The organism is Legionella bozemanae (assembly GCF_001648595.1).
In the GTDB taxonomy this organism is placed as follows: domain Bacteria; phylum Pseudomonadota; class Gammaproteobacteria; order Legionellales; family Legionellaceae; genus Legionella; species Legionella bozemanae.
Genome location: NZ_LBAW01000006.1, coordinates 12,547 through 34,904, shown reverse-complemented (window position 1 = coordinate 34,904; position 22,358 = coordinate 12,547). Strand labels below are relative to the sequence as shown.

Here is a 22,358-nt window from a genome sequence, read left to right as displayed (position 1 = left end):
TCATATACCCCATAGAATCCTAGTTTTCTTAGAATTTGCCAGGAGAGTAGTACATGGGGTGGAATGAGCCAGATAAAGGCAAAGATCCCTGGAAGGGTAAAAATCAACCTCCAGATTTGGATGAAGCTCTTAAACGCGTTCATGACAAATTGAAGAAGTTGTTTGGAGGGGGTTCTGCTAAAACAAGTAATGAACCGTCCAAAAAATCAAATGGCGGTTTGATGACTCTAGTAGTTATCTTAGTTGCTTTTATCCTTTGGGTACTTTCTGGCATCTTTATTGTTGATCCTGCGGAGCAGGCGGTTATTCTTCGTTTTGGCAAATACGTTGAAACTGTAGGCTCAGGACCACATTGGATACCAAGAATTATTTCTTCCAAAATCATCATGAATGTGGACAGAGTGTTGGATTATTCCTATTCTGGACAAATGCTTACCAGTGATGAAAATCTGGTTTCTGTATCTTTAGCGGTACAATATCGCATTGGTGATCTCGAGGATTATTTATTTAATGTGGCTAACCCCGAAGAAAGTTTGCAGCAAGCCACTTCAAGCGCCCTAAGACAAGTAGTGGGAACAACTACGCTAGATCAAATGATTACTGAAGGACGTGAAGTTTGGGGCAACAAAGTACAAGATACTTTAATAAAAACATTGGACTTATATAAAACTGGTATTTTGATTGTTAATGTATCACCCCAACCAGCACGTGCTCCTGAAAGTGTACAAGATGCTTTTGATGATGCAATTAAGGCACAGGAAGATGAAAAACGCTTTAAAGAGCAAGCTTATGCCTATGCAGCGAAAGTAGTACCGATTGCTGAGGGGCGGGCCAGTCGTATCCAGCAAGAGGCTGAAGCCTATTCCAAACAGGTTGTGCTGAATGCCCAGGGGCAGGTTGCTGAATTCTTAGCCTTACTTCCTCAATATACTGCAGCTCCAATAGTTACAGCGGAGCGTATGTATTTGGAAACAATGCAACACGTATTAAGTCAGAGCAGCAAGATCATTGTTGATAGCAAATCAGGTAATTTGTTGTATCTGCCTTTGGATAAATGGTTTGAAAAATCTTCAGGTTTCTCTCATGAGACTGCCAAAAATGGCAAAGCGGAAGATGATGAATTCAGTGAGACAGAGAATTTGGTCGATGGTCGTGAATTTACCAGACCTATTTATCGACAAGGGAGAAATTAACAATGAAAACGATGGGTAGAACCCTTGGCATTTTGATCTTTTTAATACTTCTCTTTTTATTGACCAGTGTATTTACCATAACACAAGGACAGCAAGGTATTCTTTTGCGTTTAGGTCGCTTGGTCAATGATGAGTCGACTAATAAAGTTAAAGTCTTAAATCCTGGATTGCATTTTAAAGTACCGTTTATCGAAAATGTTCGCATTTTTGATACACGTATTCAGACAATGGATATTAAATCGACCCGTATTGTTACTAAGGAAAAAAAGGACGTAATGGTTGATTATTATGTTAAATGGCAAATTACTGATTTGGCTCAATATTTTAAATCAACTGGCGGTAGTGAATTTAAAGCAGAAACATTATTGGAACAACAATTAAATACTTTGTTGCGTGCTCAGTTCGGTAAACGTACTATTTCCGAAGTCGTATCAGGCGGACGTGATGATTTAATGGAATTGCTGCGTCAAGCTGCCCAAAAGCAAGCAGGCGGATTAGGTATTATTGTTGTTGATGTACGTATTAAAGGAATAGAGTTGCCAGCCAATACCAGTAATGCAATCTATCAACGCATGCGTGCAGATATGCAAAAAATCGCGAACAGACACCGCGCTGATGGTCAAGCAGCTGCTGAAGAAATAAAAGCAAAGGCTGACGCTGATGTCACGGTCCTGTTAGCAAAAACTCGCAGTAACGCACAAAAGGTAAGAGCAATTGGACAAGCACGAGCAGCAGCAATTTATGCGGAGGCATATAATAAAAATAAGGATTTCTTTACTTTATATCGTAGCTTGCTCGCATATGAAGAGAGTTTTAACAGTAGAAAAGATATTTTGGTTCTGGATCAAAGTAGTGCATTTTTTGATTATTTTAAAACGGCCACACCAAAAAATGATGGTGTACCTGCTAAAAAGTAACTATAATGTCAGATTTTGGTAACTATTCATCCCTGTATTAAAATCGTGGAGAACGTCCAGATTTGAATGCAGCTTGAGTGAAAAATATTCTGAAAATGCATCATATCAATGCGATGCACGTATTTTCGGAATATTTTCCATTTAAGAAGAAAGCCCTTTATAGGGTTTTGAGTAGGGACCTTTTTTTATTGAAATTGGTTTAGTGATTCGCAATTTAGAGCGACAAACAAGCATTGTGCAAATTAAGGTAGATCATGGGTAAAAACGTTGTTGTTTTAGGAACGCAGTGGGGCGATGAAGGCAAGGGTAAAATTGTCGATTTATTAACCCACGATGCGCAGGTTGTTGTCCGTTATCAGGGCGGTCATAATGCAGGTCATACCTTAAAAATTAATGGGGTGAAAACAGTTCTTCGTCTTATTCCCTCTGGCATGTTGAGACCTCACGTTACATGCTACATTGCAAATGGTGTAGTTCTTTCGCCCGATGCCTTATTGGGAGAAATTAAAGAATTAGAGCAAAGTGGAATTGATGTCCGTTCCCGCTTACGCATTAGCATGGCTTGTCCACTGATCCTCCCATGTCATGTTGCAATGGATAAAGCGCGTGAAGCGCATATGGGCGATTCAGCGATTGGTACAACCGGACGTGGTATAGGTCCTGCGTATGAAGACAAAATTGCTCGCCGTGCATTAAAGGTCAGTGATTTATTTCATCCTGAGCGTTTTGAAAAAAAATTAACCGATCTTTTAGATTACTATAACTTTATTTTAACGCAGTATTTCAAGCAGCCAGCCGTAGTGCTTCAACCTTTGTTGGATTCTGCTTTACAATGGGCTAAAGAATTACAGCCAATGGTTTGTGATGTTTCTGCTTGTTTGCATGAGCATAGAGGGCAAGGAGATAATATTTTATTTGAAGGAGCGCAAGGGGTCTATCTCGACATTGATCATGGCACCTATCCTTTTGTTACTTCATCAAATACGTGTGTGGGTTCAGTAGTTAATGGCGCGGGATTTGGCCCAAAATACATTGACTATATTTTAGGAATTACTAAAGCTTATACTACGCGTGTTGGTGGTGGTCCTTTTCCAACTGAGCTTTTTGATGAAGTGGGGAAACAGATTGCTGAACGTGGTCAGGAGTTTGGGGCTGTCACTGGGAGACCTAGGCGCTGTGGATGGTTTGACGCCGTTCTGTTAAAACATTCAATTGAGTTAAATAGTATTACGGCATTATGCATCACGAAACTGGATGTTCTGGATAAAATAGATGTATTGCGCATTGCTGTTGCTTACAAAGACGAAAAAGGCAATTTAATTTCTCGTCCTCCTCAATCAGCCGCTGATTTCTACGGTTTAGAGCCTGTTTACGAAGAAATGCCTGGTTGGCAAGAATCTACTGCTGATATTACAAATTTAAATGATTTACCTGCAAATGCTCTTGCCTATTTAAAACGAATAGAAAATCTGCTTAATGTGCCTATTGATATATTATCGACTGGTCCAGAACGTGATTCAACGATTATTTTGCGTGACCCATTTAAAGCTTAATTGTGTCTGGTTACACAAAATACCAGGCTATAATATTTTTAGAGTGTATTAACAATTATTTCCCCGTCTACGTAGACGGGGAAATAATTTGTCAAAACACTTTAGTTTCAGTCTGAAAAATTTAGATATTTAAAATTTATTTTCAAATGCACGCAGTTTTTGTTCTAAATCCCATTGTAATTGTGCTTTCTCGTTTGCTTTTATAAACTGCTGGCAGCTTTTACTCGCTAAATCTTGACAATCAGGGATTAATTGGGCTTTATCTGCATCCAACCATATGCTATTTCCAGGTAAAAATGCATAAGTTAATGCATTTCTATTGATTTGTTTTAAGCTTTGATAATCCAGATCATGATTCAATGCAGCCTCTACATATTGCTGGCTTAAATTGGTTCGCAATATACCTTCATCATCAGTAGATAAAACAACAGGAACTTTGTGCTTAAGATAAAAATTCAGCGGATGACTGCGACCTGCGACCTTTAATATTTTAAGGTTACTGATTAGATTGATTTCTACTGCTTTATGATGTTTCGCCATGTAATTTAATGTATTTTTCACATTATTTTCATGGGCAATATCTACCCCATGCCCGATTCTTTGTGCTTGGCCGGTAAAAAGCGCATCATGAATGTGATAATCCAATTCTTCTGGAGTAACAATTTCCTGAGTTATTTCGCCTGCATGCAATGCAATATTGACCTGTGGATATACCTCATGCAGATACTGATACATTTGCATCTGTTTGCGATAATCGCGTAAAGAAATAATACCATCTTCAGGTTGCACCAAATTAACGCCAACAAGCGTACCTTTGCTTTCCATGGATTGGCTTACGGCTTCAAAAGCATTCAGGGTTTGTGCAAAAAGGTTATCTAAAGATTGTTCTCTAAGTGAGTAATACAAAAATTTAACTTTGATTTGGCAGGCTTTTTTTTCTGGATTGGTATCGCAGCCTAATTCTTGGTGTGCCTGTTGCAGTATGCGATTGGACTCTATCGCAGTATAATTGACGTTACTTTGAAAATCCTGATTCGCTAATAAAAGCTTTCTTTTTTGGCTAAATGAAGTTGTATCTTTAAGCATGTCACCAAAGCTGGCTGAATGAGCGTTATCCGGTAAAATCATTAATTCCATGTAGTGCTCATTTTGTTGCGCTGCAGTTTGTAGCACTGCTGCAACTAATTCAGGCTGATGATCAGCAACTATTGCATTGAATTTGTAGAATGAGCTGAAAAAATGATCATGCCCAGATTCTTTCCTTGGAACAAAATCTTTCATAGACCAGCTCTTGACGGTATTTGCATAAAGCTCGGGATGATTAAGCAGGTCTTTTGTATCTACACCATGACATACAGCAGGGTTTTTACTGACCACCCAATTGGTTGTATTCAAGCAATAATTATCCTTAGATGCGAGTTCCAGCATGATTTCTGGATATGCGCCTCCAGCTAAATGATAATGTAATTCTCCTCCTTTAGGCATGCTCTTAAAAAAAGTATATAAGGCATTAGGATCATTTTTTATTTGGTCAAAATAGGATTGAACATTAGCTTGAGCAAAAGAGAAAAAAGATAGACCGGCTAGGAACGAAATTGATTTAATATAGTTCATTGTATTCGAAAATATGTCACTTTTATGAGGATTATCGCACAATTATTATTAAATCCCAACCATTGTATTTAGATTCTATTCATAGCAGAATAATTTTACTGCTCTTCGAGACAATCGAATGAGCTCTTGCTGCACAGTTATATTCTGCCTATCAGCAGAGTGTATTAAGCGAGGATTAAGCGCGAAAAGATTAAGTCTAATCAATTAGGATGATGAATATGAACTATTTTTTATCAAAAATTTATACTGTTTTAGGTGCTTTTTTTGTATTACTCGTAGCAGTAAGTTTTTGTGACGCAGCACCAGGTATGGATGAAGCTCAAGATAAAACCAAAATGACAATTAATGTTGGTATTTATGCTCCTTTTTCCAATGAATCTGCTTATATTGGTAGAAACATGCTAGGTGCAATGGAAATTGCGCGTGATCAGTTAAAGTCCTCGGAGATTAATTATGAGTTTTATACCCTGGATAAAATGCCAAATAATGCTCGTACAGCAAAAACCGTGCAAAAATTTATTGAAGCACATCATATTAATGTATTATTGACTGAAGGAACTGAAAGCGGCACTTTAGTTGCACCTTTAGCGAAAAAAAATAATATCATTCATTTTTGTCTCACAGAGGACACAATTATTGCCGATGGAAAAAATAATTTTAAAGCACAAAGTCCAAATCACAAACAGGCTGCTGTTTTGACTCAATCAATGAAACCAGAGTTTATTGCTCAATTTAAACAAGAATACCTTAGTCATCCTGTCAGTGAAGCAGGGTATGCTTTTGATCTATTCCATCTGCTTCATAGTAGCGCTTTGCTTGCTCTGAAAACGCATTCTGATTTTTCCAGTCAGGCAATTGCAACCCATTTGTTGGCGCTTGAATCTGGGATAGGGGTAATGGGTAGATTTAATTTGGATAAAAATGGGGTTTCTTATAAGAAGCAAATACTTACAGCCTAATCCCATTTAAATTACTCCGGATTGACGACAAGCCTGGGTGCAGCAAAGCGAAACTGAGTTCCGTTTTGCTGCACCTAGGCTTGTATCTTTAATCTGTAAAAGAAGAGGGGCTTGGGGAATTGGTTTAAACCAACCTCGTTAGCTCCTCTTTATTTAAGTAGTAAAATTATCTGTTAGCTAAAGCCATACCTTCTAAGACTGTCAATGCAGCATAGAGCTGATAATCATTATGCATTAGATCATCCAATTGCGCTTTGATATCTTTAGCTTTAGTAGTTTCCGAATTATTTTTATTCACTAAATGTCCATTAAGGTTTGCTTCACTAAATCCAGTGAGATCAGAAGGCTTCGCAGCAGTTTTAGGGATTTCCACTTCATTTACCACGATATCAGGTATAATTCCTTGAGCCTGAATTGATGTTCCTGATGGAGTGTAATAAAGAGCAGTAGTTAATTTAATGCCTGTTTTATCATCTAGTGGTAATACGGTTTGTACTGAGCCTTTACCAAAGCTTGTTGTACCAAGAATAACAGCTCGTTTATTGTCTTTAAGTGCGCCGGCTACAATTTCGGCCGCAGATGCAGAGCCATTATTGATTAATACAACCATTGGGGCATTATGTAAGACATCAACTCCCTTAGATATGGCGGTAAAGTCTGATCCAGGTAGACGTCCTTTAGTTGAGACAATTGTTTCTGGCTTACCTGATTTGTCTTTACCAAGAAATGCGTCGGAAACCTGAATTGCTGAATCAAGCAATCCTCCTGGGTTGTTACGTAAATCCAGTATTAGACCTTTTAAATTTCCGCCAGATTGTTGTTTTAATCTATCAATGGCTTGCAACATATCTTTTCCAGTTAATGCTTGGAATTGAGTTAAGCGAATGTAACCATAGCCTGGAGAAAGCATTTTGCTTTGCACACTTTTAATTTGAATAATTTCTCTTATTAAATCAAAAGTAAGTGCTTTGTTAACCCCTTTACGGAGCACAGTCAATTGAATGGTACTTCCAGCTTTACCACGCATGAGGTTGACCGCATCCTTAAGAGAAAGACCTTGAACAGATTCTTTTCCTAATTTAATAATGTAGTCGCCAGATTTGATTCCTGCTTTAAAGGCTGGGGTGTCAACGAGAGGAGTAACTACTTTAACAACACCCTCTTCCATTGTTACTTCTAACCCCAAACCACCAAATTCACCGCTCGTTGATGTTTGCAGCTCTTTAAATTCTTCTTCATCCAAGTAGCTGGAGTGTGGATCAAGGCCACTAAGCATACCTCGAATGGCATTATCAAAAAGTTCTTTATCATCAATCGGTTTAACGTAATATTTTTTAATTTCACCTATAGCATTAGAAAATCGTTGTACATCTTCTAAAGGAACCGCTTTAGTAGTACTGGAGCTTGTAGAAGTATCAGTATTAGCCTCATCATCTGCAAAACTTGTCAGAGGTAACATAAGAGTAAACGCATATACTATCGCAAGCGAGCGTGGATATAGTTTTCTTATCAACATAGCGATCTCCTCAGATGCAAGGCTACAAAATAAGCCATCTTCTTTATTATAATTTTTGAAATGCAATTAAGGTGCCAGGGTTAACCTACGACAACCAATTAAGTGGTGGAATAGCTTTCCCCCTTAGTCTTATTTCAAAGTATAGACCGTTTTGTTTAATTCCGCCGGTATGACCTACACTTGCAATTTGTTCATTTTGGCGTACATATTGGCCTTTGCTTTTAAATAAAGATTGATTATGAGCGTATAAGGTCATAAAACCTTGTCCGTGATCAATGATAAGAAGTAAACCATATCCTTTAAGCCAATCGCTAAATACTACCTTCCCAGGATAAACGGCAGTAACTACCGTTCCTTCCTCGGCAAAAAATGTCACTCCTTGATTCATTTTGCGTAGAGAATGGCTCTGACTCTGGAGCGGCACCGGCAATTTTTTGCGCATCTGACTAAAGGGAGTATGCGCTTGGTTAAAAGGTTTGCTTGTTGGGGCGCTACTTTGTTGCGCTAATGATTTGAGCAAGCGTGCTAAATTCTCTTTATTTTTTCGCACCTCACGCAAAGTTTTTTGTTTATCTTGAATTTCATGATTCAATGATTGAATTAAAGTAGTATGATAACTTTTATTTTGTTGTAGTTGTTGTTGATGCTGGGTAAGCTCTGCTTTGAGTTGTTTGTTAGCGATAAGTTCCACCCGGAGTTTTTCTTTACTCTCACTAAGACTCACGCGTGTTTTATCAATTTTATCAATAAGTTGTTGCCGTGATTTAACAATATATTGGTAGTAAGTAAGAATTCGACTCACTTTATTGGGATCATCCTGATTAAGCAATAATTTAAGCGGCTGATATTCTCCCATTTGATAACGGGCACGAACATGGTTAGCTAGTAATTGTTGTTGGGTAATCAGCTGTTGATTTAATTGATTTACCTGCTTTTGTAATTCAGTTATTCTATTTTCTTTATTCTTAATATCATCTTGTATGGAATGTAGCTTATGAATCCCTTCCCCAATTTGCTTTTCAGTTTCTGACAATTCCTTATTTAAAACACCTCGTTTATCGTGGGCTGAGTTTAAGTTTTGTTGAAGACTGTTAATTTGCGCATCCAATTGCTTTAACTTATTTTGCGTTTGCAGCACAGCAGAAGTCGACTCTGCATGTACTGTAAAGCAAAAAAATATACTAAAGACCAATCCGGTAACATAGGTTCCACGCCCGATATCTCTTTGACCTTCTTTCACAAGTTTCAAAAGAGATCTGCCATTAAATTTTAATTTTTGTCTGATTGCTATAACACTGTGAATGCAGTAATGTTTAACTTCAGAGCAACATAAATTATAAGAAACAGTGTAATTCCGTTTATTCATGAGTATTTTTTTCTAACAATTGATGACCTGTCATTTCCGCTGGAGGAGTAATACCAAGTAAAGCGAGCATCGTTGGTGCGATATCAATTAAGCTTCCTTCGCTTCGGGAAAAATGCCAATGGCCACCGACGTATACTAAGGGTACAGGTTCACTAGTATGAGCAGTATGTGCTTGAAGTGTTGTTTCGTCAAACATTTCTTCCGCATTGCCGTGATCTGCAGTAATAAGTAATTTCCCGCCTTGTTTTTCCAGCGCATTCCAGACTTTACTCATGCATTGATCAAGGCATTCTATTGCGCGAATTGTCGCCTTAAAATCTCCGCTATGTCCTACCATGTCGGCATTAGCGTAATTACAAATAATGACGTCATAAGCGTGACTGTTAATCGCCTCGATCAAGCATTCTGTTAATTGGGGGGCGCTCATTTCAGGCTGTAAATCATATGTAGCGACTTTGGGGGATGCAATTAAGATTCTTTCTTCGTGAGTAAAAACATTTTCATTTCCACCATTGAAGAAAAAAGTTACATGGGCATATTTTTCTGTTTCTGCAATGCGTAATTGACTTAAGCCATGGGCTGCAAGCACTTCCCCTAAAGTATTATTTAAAGGAATAGGGGGGAACGCTTGAGTTGTGGGCAAGTTTTTATCGTATTGAGTCATACTGACAAAATAGGATAATTGAGGTTGCGCAGAGCGGTTAAATTTTTTAAATGTTGGATCAATAAAAGCAGTGGTTAATTGCCGGGCTCTGTCTGCTCGAAAATTAAAGAAGAAAACGGCATCCCCATCTTCGATTGGTTTCTTTTCACCTATAAGAGTAGGAGGTATGAATTCATCGGACAGATTTTGTTGGTAATAAGACTTTATCGCTGTTTCTGCATCCGAAAAATGATGCTCACTGTTGCCTTGCGTTAATAAAGTATAGACTGGCTCTATTCTTTCCCAACGATTGTCTCTGTCCATAGCATAATAGCGTCCGCTAATCGAACACACTCGAGCTACCGGATGTGTTTTTAACTCTGCGTTGAGGCGCTCTAAGCTGTGTAAGACACTTTGCGGTGGAGTATCTCGTCCATCTAAAAATAAATGCAAATACACAGAAGTAAACTTTTGTTGGGCACATAAGTTGAGTAGGGCAAATAAATGATGTTCGTGGCTGTGGACTCCTCCTGGGGAAAACAATCCCATGATGTGTAAGGATTTTTCAGTTTTCTGCAAGGTGGAAATTACATCATGGAACACTGGATTATTGGCAAATTCACCATTCTTTATACTCTCGTTAATGCGTGTGTAATCTTGTTGTATGACTCGGCCTGCACCAATATGCATATGTCCTACTTCTGAATTACCCATTTGCGCATCAGGTAAACCGACTGCGAATCCAGATGCTTGCAAAAGAATATGGGGGCAGTTTTTCCACCATTCATCCCATTGAGGTGTGTTGGCTTGGGCAATCGCATTATGTTTATTATTTTCGTTATAGCCCCAGCCATCTAAGATCATGAGTAACAAGGGTGCTTTTTTTTGCATGCAATTCTCCGTAGAATACAGTCAAATTTGGTAGGTGGATTATACATTACTTGGTAGGTATTTCGGAATGTATTCACTTCTTTCAGAGTTTATTGAGCAACAAAACTGAAGGTATGTCCACTCGTTTTAGTACATCGCGATATCGTGTTTTTTCTACATATCGCATTCCATTGTTAACTTACAAGGGTGAATAGTGACATTTTTGTATTAAAAAGGTTAGACTATGCACCATTTATTAGATTAGGAAGAGTAGTTTGGAACAAAAAATTCCTCAGCATGTTGCCATTATTATGGATGGAAACGGCCGTTGGGCTGAAAGTAGAGGACTACCGCGTATTGAAGGTCATAAAGCAGGTGTTGAATCAGTAAAAAAAATAATTCGCTGTTGCATGACTAAAGGAATTCCTTGTCTTAGTTTATTTGCTTTTAGCTCTGAAAACTGGTGCAGGCCAGCAGAGGAAGTTAATTTTTTAATGGAATTATTCCTAGAATCCTTACGCAAAGAAATTTTTGAATTGAATCAGCATGGAATACGCATGCGATTTACCGGAGACCGTAGTGTGCTTTCACCTGTATTGCAAAAGCAAATGCGGGAAGCTGAACTTTTGACAGTAAATAATGAGCAATTAATTTTAAATGTGGTTGTAAATTATGGTGGTAAGTGGGATCTGGTCAATGCAGCAAAAAAAATAGCCCAATCTGTATTGAATGATGAATTGTCTCTAGAAGAGATCAACGAAACCAATTTTGCTCATTATTTGGATACAGAAGGATTGCCTGATCCTGATTTATTTATTCGTACCAGTGGGGAGTTGCGAATTAGTAATTTTTTCCTCTGGCAGCTTGCCTATACAGAGTTATACTTTAGCGAAGTTCATTGGCCGGATTTCGGTGAACATGAACTGGAGTTGGCTTTAGCTTCATTTAATAAAAGAAAAAGAAGATTTGGGCAAATTTCCTAATTAATTTTAACATGAAGAAGGGCGAAATTATGTTCTTGCAACGCTTAATTACAACACTGATTTTAGTGCCCTTAGTTTTATGGCTTATTTTTTATGGCAATCAGTGGCTTTTGGCAGGAATTGTTTTGCTTGTTTTTTTTGCTGCAAGCAGGGAGTGTCTTCAATTAATTCCTTTGAAAAATTGGGTTTTTCAAGCTGGATTTTTAATGTTGATGTTTTTTTGCTTATGGGCATGTAATTATTTTTTTTCTTATTGGCTATATGCCGGATTAATCATTTGGGCTTTAAATATTCTTGCTATTCTTTGTTTTCCAGAATCTCAAAAGTATTGGGGCTATCCTGTTATTGTAGCGGCTGTATGTCTGTTGCTCTTACCTTTATTCGTGCAAAGTCTTATTCACTTATATTATTTACCTCATGGCAAAACCTTACTCGTTTATTTATTGTTTTTAATTTGGGTTTCAGATACAGGGGCGTATATTAGCGGAAAGCTTTTAGGGAAACATAAATTAATTCCGCGAGTTAGCCCTGGAAAATCTTGGGAGGGCGTTGCTGGAGGCGTTATTCTATCCATGCTTATTGCTTGGATTGGTTATAGTTATTTTAACCCAGCTGCAGCAGTTTATTGGTTCGTTTTAGCCATATGTACTATAATTATTGCGATCTTTGGTGATTTATTCATCAGTATATTGAAGCGTCGTTGTCATTTAAAAGATACAGGCGCTATTATTCCTGGTCATGGGGGTATTTTAGACCGTTTGGACAGTTTAATTGCAGCTTTACCTTTATTTTATTTCGGACTTACTTTATTTGTAAGTATGAAATAGCAGGAAAGAACTTTTACCTAAATCTCGAAGAATTTTAGGGAATAATTCTCGAGTATACTTCATTTGGGATTGCACTATGCTTTCAACATTGCTGTATTTTCTTTTGGCCTTAGTCTTGTTAGTTACAGTCCATGAATATGGTCATTTTCAAGTGGCGCGTTGGTGCGGTGTTAAAGTACTCCGTTTTTCTTTTGGTTTTGGCCCTATTTTGGCACATTGGCGTGATAAAAAAGGAACCGAGTATGCTTGGTCTTTGTTTCCTCTTGGCGGCTATGTCAAAATGCTTGATGAGTCTGAAGGAGATGTTGCTGAAAACGAACGTCATTTGGCCTTTAATAATCAATCTCTTTGGAAAAGAACTGCCATTGTTCTTGCGGGACCTTTTTTTAATTTTCTTTTCGCTTTTGTCGCTTTATGGTGGGTATTGGTTATAGGAATGCAGTCTTTAGCGCCTATGATTGAATCGGTGAAGCCTAATAGTATTGCAGCACACGCTGGAATAAATGCCAAAGAAGAAATTGTTGCGCTGAATGATACTAAGATCAACAGCTGGCGCGATTTTCAATATGCGATCATGCCTCTTGTAGGTTCTCAGGAAACGATACAATTAACGCTGAAATCCATGGTTGATGGACATCGACATCAAGTTTCCCTGCCTTTGGCTAATTGGCAATTAGATAGTAAAAAGCCAGATCCGCTCCAAAGTTTAGGGATTGAACCTTTTATCCCTTCAATTCCTCCTATAGTTGGTGAAGTCGTCCCGAATTCCCCAGCAGCAAAAGCAGGATTAGAAAATGGCGATAAGATATTAAGTGTGGATGGAAAGCCTTTTGACGACTGGTTGTTTTTGGTTAGTTATGTGCAAGAACGCCCAGCGAAACAGCTGATCTTATCTATTAATAGAAAAGGCAGTATCCAAAAAGTTATAATACAAACTGGCAGTCAGGAAAATAAAGGGAAAGTGGAAGGGTTTTTAGGAGTACGCTCACAAAAAGTCAATTGGCCGGAACATTGGTTACGGTTAGAAAGACAGGATCCTTTAACCGCTGTAGGTACTGCATTAAAACAAACAGTACAATTGACCGCTACCACATTTACGTTAATGGGTAGATTGGTTACTGGAAAATTAGGATTAAATAGCATTAGCGGTCCAGTGGGTATAGCTCAGGGAGCAGGTGATTCTGGACGCAGCGGGTTAACTTCCTATTTATTTTTTCTTGCTCTGGTGAGCATCAGCTTAGGTGCATTGAATTTGTTACCAATACCCATGCTCGATGGTGGACATTTGCTGTATTATTTATTGGAAGGAATTCAACGTAAGCCTTTATCTGATAATTTAAAATCGGCAGGAGCCTATTTAGGTTTATTGCTATTAGCCGCTCTAATGTTTATCGCATTGACTAATGATTTATCGAGATTGGCAGGATAGTTCCGTCTCTTAGTCGCAAGTTAAAAATCTTGGGGAAAAGTCCGATTTGAGTGTCAAATGTGGCTTTCGGTGTGTAGAAGATTCAGCAGAATAGTCGGAATATTAATTAGGCCGCAATCGCAAAGTATTGGCAAAGTCTGGGAACAAAAACTTGACAGTAGTTTCTACTTCCTATAAAAAGTGTTTCAATTTTAGGTGTACAGAATTTGGTTATTAAAAGTACACGTAGTACTGGGCGTAAAATAATAATGAAAAAAATCAGCAGTAAGTTAATATTAGGTGTTTGTTGTTCCTCGCTCATAGCCTGGTCTTCACAAACGATAGCAGCAGATACTTTTGTGGTCCGAAGTATTAAAGTTACCGGTTTGCAACGTGTTTCTACGGGAACAGTACTTAACTATATTCCTGTTCAAGTTGGAGAGGAGATAGGTCCAGAATCAACTGCTGAGATCATTCGAACCCTTTACGATACTGGTTTTTTTCAATCTGTTTCATTGGAGCGTCAGGGGAATGTTTTAATTGTCAATGTAATTGAAAGGGCAACAATAGGTTCAATTACTGTGGTAGGAAATAAGGAAATTCCTAGTGACAAGATGAAAGATTTTCTTAAAGAAATGGGCTTGGTCAAAGGTCGTGTCTTTCAAACATCTACTTTGGAACGATTGGAAAAAGAATTAAAGCAAGCTTATAACGCCCGTGGCAAATATAATGCGCGAATAGAAACTCGTGTTTCTCCTTTAACTGATAATAGAGTGGGTATTACCGTTACAATTTCTGAGGGACGAGTCTCACGAATTAAACAAATCAAAATAATAGGGAACCACGATTTTTCTACCAATGAATTGTTACCAGAATTTGCTTTATCACGATCCAGCATCTTTACCTATTTTACTAAAAAGGATCAATACTCCAAGTCGGGTATGGATGCATCTTTAGAAGCATTACGCTCCTTTTACATGGACAGAGGCTATTTAAAGTTTAAGATCATATCGTCGCAGGTATTGCTGTCGCCAGATAGAAAAGACGTTTACATTAATGTTCATATTGAAGAAGGGCCTCAATATCACTTTTCAGGCTACAAAGTAGTAGGAAAGCCGATATTGCCACCGGAAAAAATTAATTCGTTAGTGCAAGTCAAAAAAGGTGCAGTTTTTTCACGCAAAAAAGTAACTGATTCAATTTCTGCCATTGGTTTGGCTTTAGGAGATGTAGGTTATGGTTTCCCTGCGATTAACGCAGAGCCTCAAATCGATGAAGAGAACAAGACCGTATTCATTAATTTTATGGTGCAACCAGGCCGGCATGTGTATGTACGCCGTATTAAATTCCATGGTAATACTAAAACGAGTGATTATGTACTGAGAAGTGTAATTCGTCAGGATGAAGGCGGGCTGTTGTCTCTACATAACATTAAAGAGTCTGAACGACAATTGCGCTTATTAGGCTATTTGAAAAATGTGGATGTTAAAACAAATCCAGTGCCGGAAGCAAATAATCAAGTTGATTTAGATGTGCAAGTAGAAGAAGCACCTTCTGCTGAAGCGAGCGCTTCTATTGGCTATGGTACTAATGGTTATCAATTAAATGCTTCAGTAAACCAACATAACTTTATGGGTACTGGACGTTCGATGGGTGCTGCGTTTACTGCGAGTAAATGGGGACAAGATTATACTATAAACTACTATAACCCTTTTTATACCGAAACAGGCATAGGACGAGGTCTTAATCTTTATTATGCGCGTGTCGATCCCAGAAACCTCAATGTAAGTACATACAGCTCGAACCGTTTTGGTGCTGATGTGAATTACAGTATACCACTCGGTGAAACAAGCAGATGGCAATTGGGATATGGTTATCAAGATGTAGATATCAAAAGTGTTGGAAATGTAATAGCCATTAAAAATTTTGTGCAAATGTATGGAAGCCATTTCCAGGAAATTCGCTTATCTACAGGATGGAATCGAAACAGTTACGATCAATTTCCCTATCCTACAAGAGGGATTAATCAACAGCTTTCGGCTGTAATTGCTTTACCTGCGAGCTCGAATTCGTTGTCTTATTATAAGGGTTCTTATCAAGCACGGATGTATCAACCTATAACACGTGGATGGATTTTCTCCGTACAAGGGTTTGCAGGTTATGGAAATTCCTTTAACAATAAAGGCTTGCCATTTTTTGAGAACTATTATGCAGGGGGTACTGCACAACCTGGACAGGTACGCGGATATGACAGTTATTCTCTAGGTCCATTAGATAATTTCCATAATTCCGTGGGAGGTAACTTATTACTTAGTGGAACTGCTGGAATTATCCTGCCTTATCCTTTGAGTCGAGACAACATGCGAACAATGGCTTTTGTTGATGCGGGTAACGTTTTCGCTGTCAATACTTTATCTACTTTGACTGGAAAGTATGAAGGTCCTCTGAGATATTCAGCGGGTGTTTCACTTGAATGGCGTTCTCCTTTTGGACCTTTGGCGTTCAGTTTAGCTAAGCCATTGAATCCACAGCAATTTGATCAGAAGCAACTCTTCCAGTTTGCTTTATCTTCAGGCTTCTAACTTATAATATTTAATCCATTCTTCTCCAATTAGGAGAGGGATGGAGAAATTCTTTTATTTATTACAAAATTATCGAAAATCACGCTGTATATATCGCAACCTATTTCGAATTGTGCTAGCATCATGCTCTTTAATTTAGGAGATTAGTTATGAAACGGTTAGGTCTGGTCTTAGTGGCCTTTGTTTTCAGCGTCTTTGGCGCAAGCGCGTTTGCTGATGCAGCAAAAATTGGCGTAGTTGATCTACAAAAGATCATGCAGACTTCCAGTCAAATAAAAGAAATCCAAAAAAAATTGGAGAAAGAATTTAAGCCACGTCGTGATAAGCTCGTTGCGATTGAAGCAAGCATTAAAGCGGATATGGAAAAGTTCAAACGTGACAGTGCGATTCTAAGTGCTTCTCAGAAAAAAGAGATGGAGAAGAAAATTGTCAGCGCACAACAACAATTTGAGCGTGATGGACAGCAATATCAGCAAGAGTTAAGTACAGCAAATAATGAAGCAATGGAAGCATTATATGCTAAAGTTCGTGCAGCAATTGCAAAAGTAGCTAAAGATGACAAGTACGATCTTATTGTACAGAAAGATGCCGCTCCTTTCAGTGCAACAACGCTTGATGTAACTGATAAAGTTGTAAAAGCAATTAATTAATTCGGCGATGTAACATTGCTAACTTTAGCAGAATTAGCAGATCATTTAGGTGGCGTGTGGCATGGAAATGCCAATCACGCCATTTTTTGTTTTGCTTCTCTGGCCCGAGCTACATCACGGGATGTTGCTTATTATGATAATTCAGTAGTACGCGAGTCCCTGGATACGACATTAGCAGGTGCGGTGATACTCAAAGCAAAAGATCACCATTTATATCAGGGAAACTGTATTGTTGTATCTAATCCTTTTCAAGCAATGATGCAGGCTGCCGGGCTTTTATCAGCGCCTGTACTTTCAAGATCTGGCATTGATCCTACAGCCATAATTCATCAATCTGCTCAATTAGGTCAAGGTGTATCAATAGGTGCTTACAGTGTGATTGGTGCAAATACTCAAATTGCTGACGGGGTTACAATAGGTGCAAATACTGTTATTGAGTCTTCTGTACAAATTGGTCAAAACAGTCAGATTGGGCATAAAGTAGTGATCCATGCAGGGTGTCAGCTGGGTGCTTATGTAGTTATAAACGCAGGCTGTATTATTGGCGCTTCTCCGTTCAATTATTTAAAAGAGCATGGGCATTGGCAACAAGGTTATAGTGTTGGTGCCGTTATTATCGCAAATCAAGTACATGTAGGTTCTAATACCGTGATTGATAGAGGTTCTTTAAGCGATACCTATTTGGGAGAAGGGGTTTGTATTGATAATTTGGTGCAGATTGCACATGACGTATTAATTGGTAAAAATACAATCATTGCGGGATGCGCCGCTTTAGGTGCGTATGCGCAAATTGGCGCAGATTGTATTATTGGTGGTGCTAGTTGCATTGCGGCTCATGTACATTTAGCAGATGATGTCGTGATCACCGGGATGTCCACAGTAAGTAAATCTCTTGCCAAATCAGGAATTTATTCGTCCGGGACTTTAGTACATGAACATCGCCGTTGGCGTCGTAATGTAGCGCGATTTCGACGATTGGATGATTATATAACGAAGCTTGGTGCTTTAGAGAAAAAGTTAAGCCGTATTGAATAGGGGTTTGTTTCCATTTCTACTAGCTTGAGTCAAACTGTCCTGGTTTTTTGTGCTCTGACGCTCACATACTTGAGTATGCCACGCTTCGGTACTCGAAAATCAGACCATTTTGGCTCAAGCTAGTAGAAATGGAAGCAAACCCTAATAAGATAAGGATAAGTTTTTAACATTAACAATTGATTTGAACCAGGTAAATCAGGATAATGTTTTTTCCTTTGGACCTCACTTTTGGACCACGAAGCATACTTATTTAAGCGAGAAACTACGTATGAGTGAACCAGTAGATATAAAACAGATTTGTAGTATATTACCGCACCGTTACCCCCTGATTATGGTAGATAGAGTACTGGACTACAAACCATTTGAACATTTGACGGCTATAAAAAATGTCACCATTAACGAGAATTTTTTTACCGGTCATTTCCCGGAAAATCCAATTATGCCTGGCGTATTGATGCTGGAAGCATTAGCACAAGCCTGTGGGCTTTTAGCAGGATTATCTCAAACACCCGAAGAAAATGCTGGAATTCTGCATTTTTTTGCAGGTATAGATAATGCAAAATTCAAGCATGTGGTTACACCAGGAGATCAATTACGCTTGGAAGTAAATTTAATAGCAAGAAAAAGAGAGTTTTGGCGTATGCATGGCGAAGCTTATGTAGGTGATAAACTGGCCTGTTCCGCGGATTTATTAAGTGCTGCAAAGGAAATTCAAAAGTGATAAGTGAACGAGCAATAATTCACCCCTCTGCAAAATTGGCAAAAGGGGTATCAGTAGGTCCTGGCGCTGTAATTGGTGCTGATGTAGAAATTGGTGAAAATACATGGGTTGGCCCTTATGCAGTAATTGAAGGACCAACAACTATTGGGAAAAATAATAAAATATTCCAATTTGCTTCCGTAGGCGATGAGCCCCAAGATATTACTTATAAAGGCGAATCGACTCGATTGGAAATAGGCGATGACAATATCATCCGCGAATACTGCATGATTAGCCGAGGAACTGCTAAAGGGGGTGGGGTAACCCGTATAGGAAATAAAAACTTTTTAATGGCATATTCTCATGTAGGACATGATTGCATGATTGGCAATCAAATTATCTTGGTAAGTTATGCTGCATTATCAGGGCATGTAACTGTCGGTGACTATGCAAATATAGGTGGTTATGCAGCAGTACATCAATTTTGTTACGTGGGCGCCTATGCTTTTATTGCGAGAGCTTCTTATGTAGCTAAAGATGTGCTTCCTTATCTGATGATTTCTGGCGATACAACTTCTGCATGCGGCATTAATACCGTGGGGTTACGTAGGCGAGGATTTTCATCTGAAGCAATCGACGGATTACGGCGTGCTTACAAAATAATTTTCCGCAAAGGGTTAACAGTACAACAGGCAGTTGGTGAATTAGAGTTGATGCAAAATGAATGCCCTGAAGTGGTTTTAATGATTGATGCATTAAATCAATCCACGCGTGGAATTGTTAGGTAAATTGATTACAAACAAATTTAATTAGTTAGAGTGATATCCTATGCTAGACATTCAATTATTACGGGATGATCCGCAATTTGTTGCTACGCAGCTGTTAAAGCGCGGTTTTAAGTTTGATGTCTCATCTTTTACCGCTTTAGAAGAAAAACGCAAAGCACTCCAAGTTGCAACACAAGCATTGCAAAATGAGCGTAATTTGCGCTCTAAAGCTATTGGTGAAGCAAAAGCTCGTGGTGAAGATATAGAGCCAATGCGTGAAGATATGAATCGTCTTGCTAAGGAGTTAGAAGAAAAAAAAGCGGAGCTGGAGGGCTTATTACAGCAAATTGAAGCGATTGCTTTAAGATTGCCTAATATACCCCATGAATCAGTTCCTGTTGGTGAAGATGAGCAGCATAATCAGGAAGTAAGGCGTTGGGGTAAAGTTTCTCCTTTTGATTTTCCAGTTAAATCTCATGATGAGCTGGGGGATGGTTTAGGTCAAATGGATTTTGCTTTGGCTGCGAAACTTACAGGCAGCCGCTTTGTGGTTATGAAAAATCAATTGGCCAGATTACATCGAGCCCTGATTCAATTTATGTTGGACATTCACACCCAACAGCATGGTTATCAGGAAATTTATGTGCCTTATATGGTTAATGCAGAGAGTTTATTGGGTACAGGTCAATTACCAAAATTTGAAGAAGATTTGTTTAAATTAACCGGAGAGCACGGATATTATTTGATTCCTACGGCAGAAATTCCTGTCACCAATACAGTGCGCGATACTCTTTTAAATGAACATGTTTTGCCTATTCGTTATGCCTGCCATTCGCCTTGTTTTCGTAGTGAAGCGGGTTCTTACGGTAAAGATACCAAGGGAATGATCAGGCAGCATCAGTTTGAAAAAGTGGAACTGGTTTGGATTACCAAGCCTGAAGATTCTTATCTTGCTTTAGAGCAGTTGGTTAACCATGCAGAAACAATTTTACAGCGTTTAGAATTGCCTTATCGAGTGGTAACCCTTTGTACAGGCGATATGGGCCCTAGTTCAGCAAAGACTTATGACATAGAAGTTTGGTTACCCAGCCAAAATACTTATCGAGAAATCTCCTCTTGTTCTAATATGGAATCGTTCCAGGCACGCCGTATGAAAGCACGTTACAGACACGAACAAACACGCGAGATTGAATTGGTTCATACACTAAATGGCTCTGGCCTTGCTGTAGGCAGGACATTGGTTGCGTTGATGGAAAATTATCAGGATAAAGAAGGAAATATTCATATTCCAATGGCCCTAAGACCCTATTTAGGGGGAATGGAATGCATTCAACGCATCATTTAAAAAATCGTACTATTCTAACCGCTAACGAATAGCTTTGTTGCAGCGTTGCTGCAACAATAATCAATCATATCTTTTAACACCCTGCTCTAATATTATTTTCTGTTTTTTGTTCAGAGAAATTAAAGAGTGATCCTAGAGGCATAGATTGTTCGCTTTTTTGTGACGGCGAAAAGAAAGTGAGATGACTCATAAAGAGACTGTCTTTTGTATTAGTTGATGCGATGCTCACATCCTCATGTGACTGGGCGTACACCCTGGTTTTTTGCTCTGTATCTCCTTGCATTTCACATTTCTCTGCGAGTTTGAAAAGAGGTCTACCTATGGGTTTTTCTGTACTTTGTATGAAAAAACTTAAATTAATATCACTATCTTCTGTTGATGCATTATGTGCTTTTTCTAAGTCGATTTCATCGAGTAACTCATAGATCCCTTGCATTAAATTTTCCAGTTCGTCTATAAGTTTCATAGAGGCAGCAATCTCATCCTTATGGTTTTTTTCTAATTCTGCGCTTAAATGGCTGCACTGATTAAAAATTGAATTTATTTCCAAAACATCATCATGTAATTGCTTCCAGGTTTGCAGGATGAGTTCAAAAGTTTTAGGTGTTTGTGTATTTTGATTGATGGGACCTATGAACAATGCTTTATTTTTTGATGCATGTCGATGAGCCGTTGTTATTTGATGTAGTAAGATCTTTTTAATATGAGATTGCAGATTTGGATTGGTTTGAATTGCTTTTAAAATTTTTCTTAAAAGCTCAATTTTACTGATGTATACCAAATAAAAAATTTTTATTCTTCTAACCGTGTAGGCAAATGATAATTGGTGGGTTTGTTTTATATCATGGATGAATAGGCCTATTTTCGGCAAGCAATACGCATTATATTTCTGCTCTTGAGTGTGGCTCTTCGCTTTGGGTAGACATGTTACTTTTAAGAGTGGGCTCTTTTTTTGTCTCATCTTATAACGCTCTTTTTTAATTAAAGTGATTAAATGGCGTAATTTTGTTGTTAAAGATGGGGTTTTAAATAATTTTTCAATGACATTAAATTGCCCGGTAACGGTCAGAAAGAATAATAAGTTGCGTTTGCATAAAAATTTGAATTCACGATTTTTTTGTTCATTTTGGTGCATCACATCGAATGGATTCGGGCTTGCCTTAATTTTTCTGAGCCAGGTGAGATACGATATGAGCAAAGGATAGGTTGCTTCGGATAATTCTTGTTGTTTGCAAAAAAATCGTTGTGAATTGTAAATAGTCCTTTTTAAATGTACATCCAGAGCTAATTGAATGGCATCCATATCACTCAATTCCTGTTCGTCCAAGTTTTAAAAGTATAGTAGCTTTTGCAAAATGTGCATTTATTTTGGTCGGATTGATTTTTTGATTATCTTTCAGTGAGGTAAATAACCTTTTGACTCAATGAAT

General features: G+C 38.3%; 18 protein-coding genes. 13 read left to right on the top strand and 5 right to left on the bottom strand.

Going from position 1 to position 22,358, the window contains the following annotated elements; genetic code table 11:
- Nucleotides 1-53 precede the first annotated feature (53 nt).
- The 3 genes from hflK to A8O27_RS06800 all read left to right on the top strand — a co-directional run bounded on the left by hflK (nt 54) and on the right by A8O27_RS06800 (nt 3,663).
- On the top strand, nt 54-1,193 hold the full coding sequence (hflK, locus tag A8O27_RS06810) for an FtsH protease activity modulator HflK (RefSeq protein WP_058458618.1): 1,140 nt from the start codon (nt 54-56) through the stop codon (nt 1,191-1,193).
- A gap of 2 nt (nt 1,194-1,195) precedes the next feature.
- Nucleotides 1,196-2,110: a protease modulator HflC gene (gene hflC / locus A8O27_RS06805; RefSeq protein WP_058458617.1), complete on the top strand. Its 915-nt coding sequence runs from the start codon at nt 1,196-1,198 to the stop codon at nt 2,108-2,110.
- A gap of 254 nt (nt 2,111-2,364) precedes the next feature.
- Nucleotides 2,365-3,663: an adenylosuccinate synthase gene (locus tag A8O27_RS06800; protein ID WP_058458616.1), complete on the top strand. Its 1,299-nt coding sequence runs from the start codon at nt 2,365-2,367 to the stop codon at nt 3,661-3,663.
- Between the two features lie 129 nt (nt 3,664-3,792).
- Here A8O27_RS06800 and A8O27_RS06795 read toward each other — a convergent pair whose 3' ends face one another.
- Nucleotides 3,793-5,277 carry an adenosine deaminase family protein gene (locus A8O27_RS06795; protein WP_058458615.1) on the bottom strand — a complete coding sequence of 495 codons (1,485 nt, stop codon included), beginning with the start codon at nt 5,275-5,277 and terminating at the stop codon, nt 3,793-3,795.
- 218 nt (nt 5,278-5,495) lie between these two features.
- On the opposite strand from A8O27_RS06795, the gene A8O27_RS06790 reads away from it, so the two are divergent.
- A complete protein-coding gene (locus tag A8O27_RS06790) occupies nt 5,496-6,236 on the top strand; it encodes a hypothetical protein (protein ID WP_058458614.1) in 741 nt (246 codons plus the stop codon).
- 166 nt (nt 6,237-6,402) lie between these two features.
- On the opposite strand, the gene A8O27_RS06785 is transcribed toward A8O27_RS06790, so the two are convergent.
- The 3 genes from A8O27_RS06785 to gpmI all read right to left on the bottom strand — a co-directional run bounded on the left by A8O27_RS06785 (nt 6,403) and on the right by gpmI (nt 10,652).
- Complete coding sequence (locus tag A8O27_RS06785; protein WP_058458613.1) at nt 6,403-7,752, bottom strand: S41 family peptidase; 1,350 nt, start codon at nt 7,750-7,752, stop codon at nt 6,403-6,405.
- Between the two features lie 85 nt (nt 7,753-7,837).
- Nucleotides 7,838-8,992, bottom strand: coding sequence for a murein hydrolase activator EnvC family protein (locus A8O27_RS06780; RefSeq protein WP_058458808.1), 1,155 nt, complete (start codon nt 8,990-8,992; stop codon nt 7,838-7,840).
- A gap of 118 nt (nt 8,993-9,110) precedes the next feature.
- Nucleotides 9,111-10,652, bottom strand: coding sequence for a 2,3-bisphosphoglycerate-independent phosphoglycerate mutase (gpmI, locus tag A8O27_RS06775; protein WP_058458612.1), 1,542 nt, complete (start codon nt 10,650-10,652; stop codon nt 9,111-9,113).
- Nucleotides 10,653-10,906: 254 nt separating this feature from the next.
- Here gpmI and uppS point away from each other — a divergent pair, with 254 nt between their 5' ends.
- From uppS to serS, 9 genes are all read left to right on the top strand, one after another.
- A complete protein-coding gene (gene uppS, locus A8O27_RS06770) occupies nt 10,907-11,614 on the top strand; it encodes an undecaprenyl pyrophosphate synthase (RefSeq protein WP_058458611.1) in 708 nt (235 codons plus the stop codon).
- A gap of 29 nt (nt 11,615-11,643) precedes the next feature.
- Entirely contained in the window at nt 11,644-12,441 is a 798-nt protein-coding gene (locus A8O27_RS06765) for a phosphatidate cytidylyltransferase (protein ID WP_058458610.1), read from the top strand.
- 76 nt (nt 12,442-12,517) lie between these two features.
- Complete coding sequence (gene rseP, locus A8O27_RS06760) at nt 12,518-13,870, top strand: RIP metalloprotease RseP (protein ID WP_058458609.1); 1,353 nt, start codon at nt 12,518-12,520, stop codon at nt 13,868-13,870.
- A gap of 248 nt (nt 13,871-14,118) precedes the next feature.
- The gene (bamA, locus tag A8O27_RS06755) at nt 14,119-16,431 is read left to right on the top strand and encodes an outer membrane protein assembly factor BamA (RefSeq protein WP_058458608.1); all 2,313 of its coding nucleotides are present in this window, start codon (nt 14,119-14,121) and stop codon (nt 16,429-16,431) included.
- Nucleotides 16,432-16,580: 149 nt separating this feature from the next.
- Complete coding sequence (locus tag A8O27_RS06750; protein WP_058458607.1) at nt 16,581-17,081, top strand: OmpH/Skp family outer membrane protein; 501 nt, start codon at nt 16,581-16,583, stop codon at nt 17,079-17,081.
- A gap of 15 nt (nt 17,082-17,096) precedes the next feature.
- The gene (gene lpxD / locus A8O27_RS06745) at nt 17,097-18,116 is read left to right on the top strand and encodes a UDP-3-O-(3-hydroxymyristoyl)glucosamine N-acyltransferase (RefSeq protein WP_058458606.1); all 1,020 of its coding nucleotides are present in this window, start codon (nt 17,097-17,099) and stop codon (nt 18,114-18,116) included.
- 268 nt (nt 18,117-18,384) lie between these two features.
- The gene (gene fabZ / locus A8O27_RS06740; protein WP_058458807.1) at nt 18,385-18,837 is read left to right on the top strand and encodes a 3-hydroxyacyl-ACP dehydratase FabZ; all 453 of its coding nucleotides are present in this window, start codon (nt 18,385-18,387) and stop codon (nt 18,835-18,837) included.
- Nucleotides 18,834-19,604 carry an acyl-ACP--UDP-N-acetylglucosamine O-acyltransferase gene (gene lpxA, locus A8O27_RS06735; RefSeq protein ID WP_058458605.1) on the top strand — a complete coding sequence of 257 codons (771 nt, stop codon included), beginning with the start codon at nt 18,834-18,836 and terminating at the stop codon, nt 19,602-19,604. The genes fabZ and lpxA overlap by 4 nt, the downstream gene beginning before the upstream one ends.
- Before the next feature lie 40 nt (nt 19,605-19,644).
- Nucleotides 19,645-20,928, top strand: coding sequence for a serine--tRNA ligase (gene serS, locus A8O27_RS06730; RefSeq protein WP_058458604.1), 1,284 nt, complete (start codon nt 19,645-19,647; stop codon nt 20,926-20,928).
- A gap of 73 nt (nt 20,929-21,001) precedes the next feature.
- On the opposite strand, the gene A8O27_RS06725 is transcribed toward serS, so the two are convergent.
- Entirely contained in the window at nt 21,002-22,231 is a 1,230-nt protein-coding gene (locus tag A8O27_RS06725; protein ID WP_058458603.1) for a hypothetical protein, read from the bottom strand.
- Between the last annotated feature and the right edge of the window lie 127 nt (nt 22,232-22,358).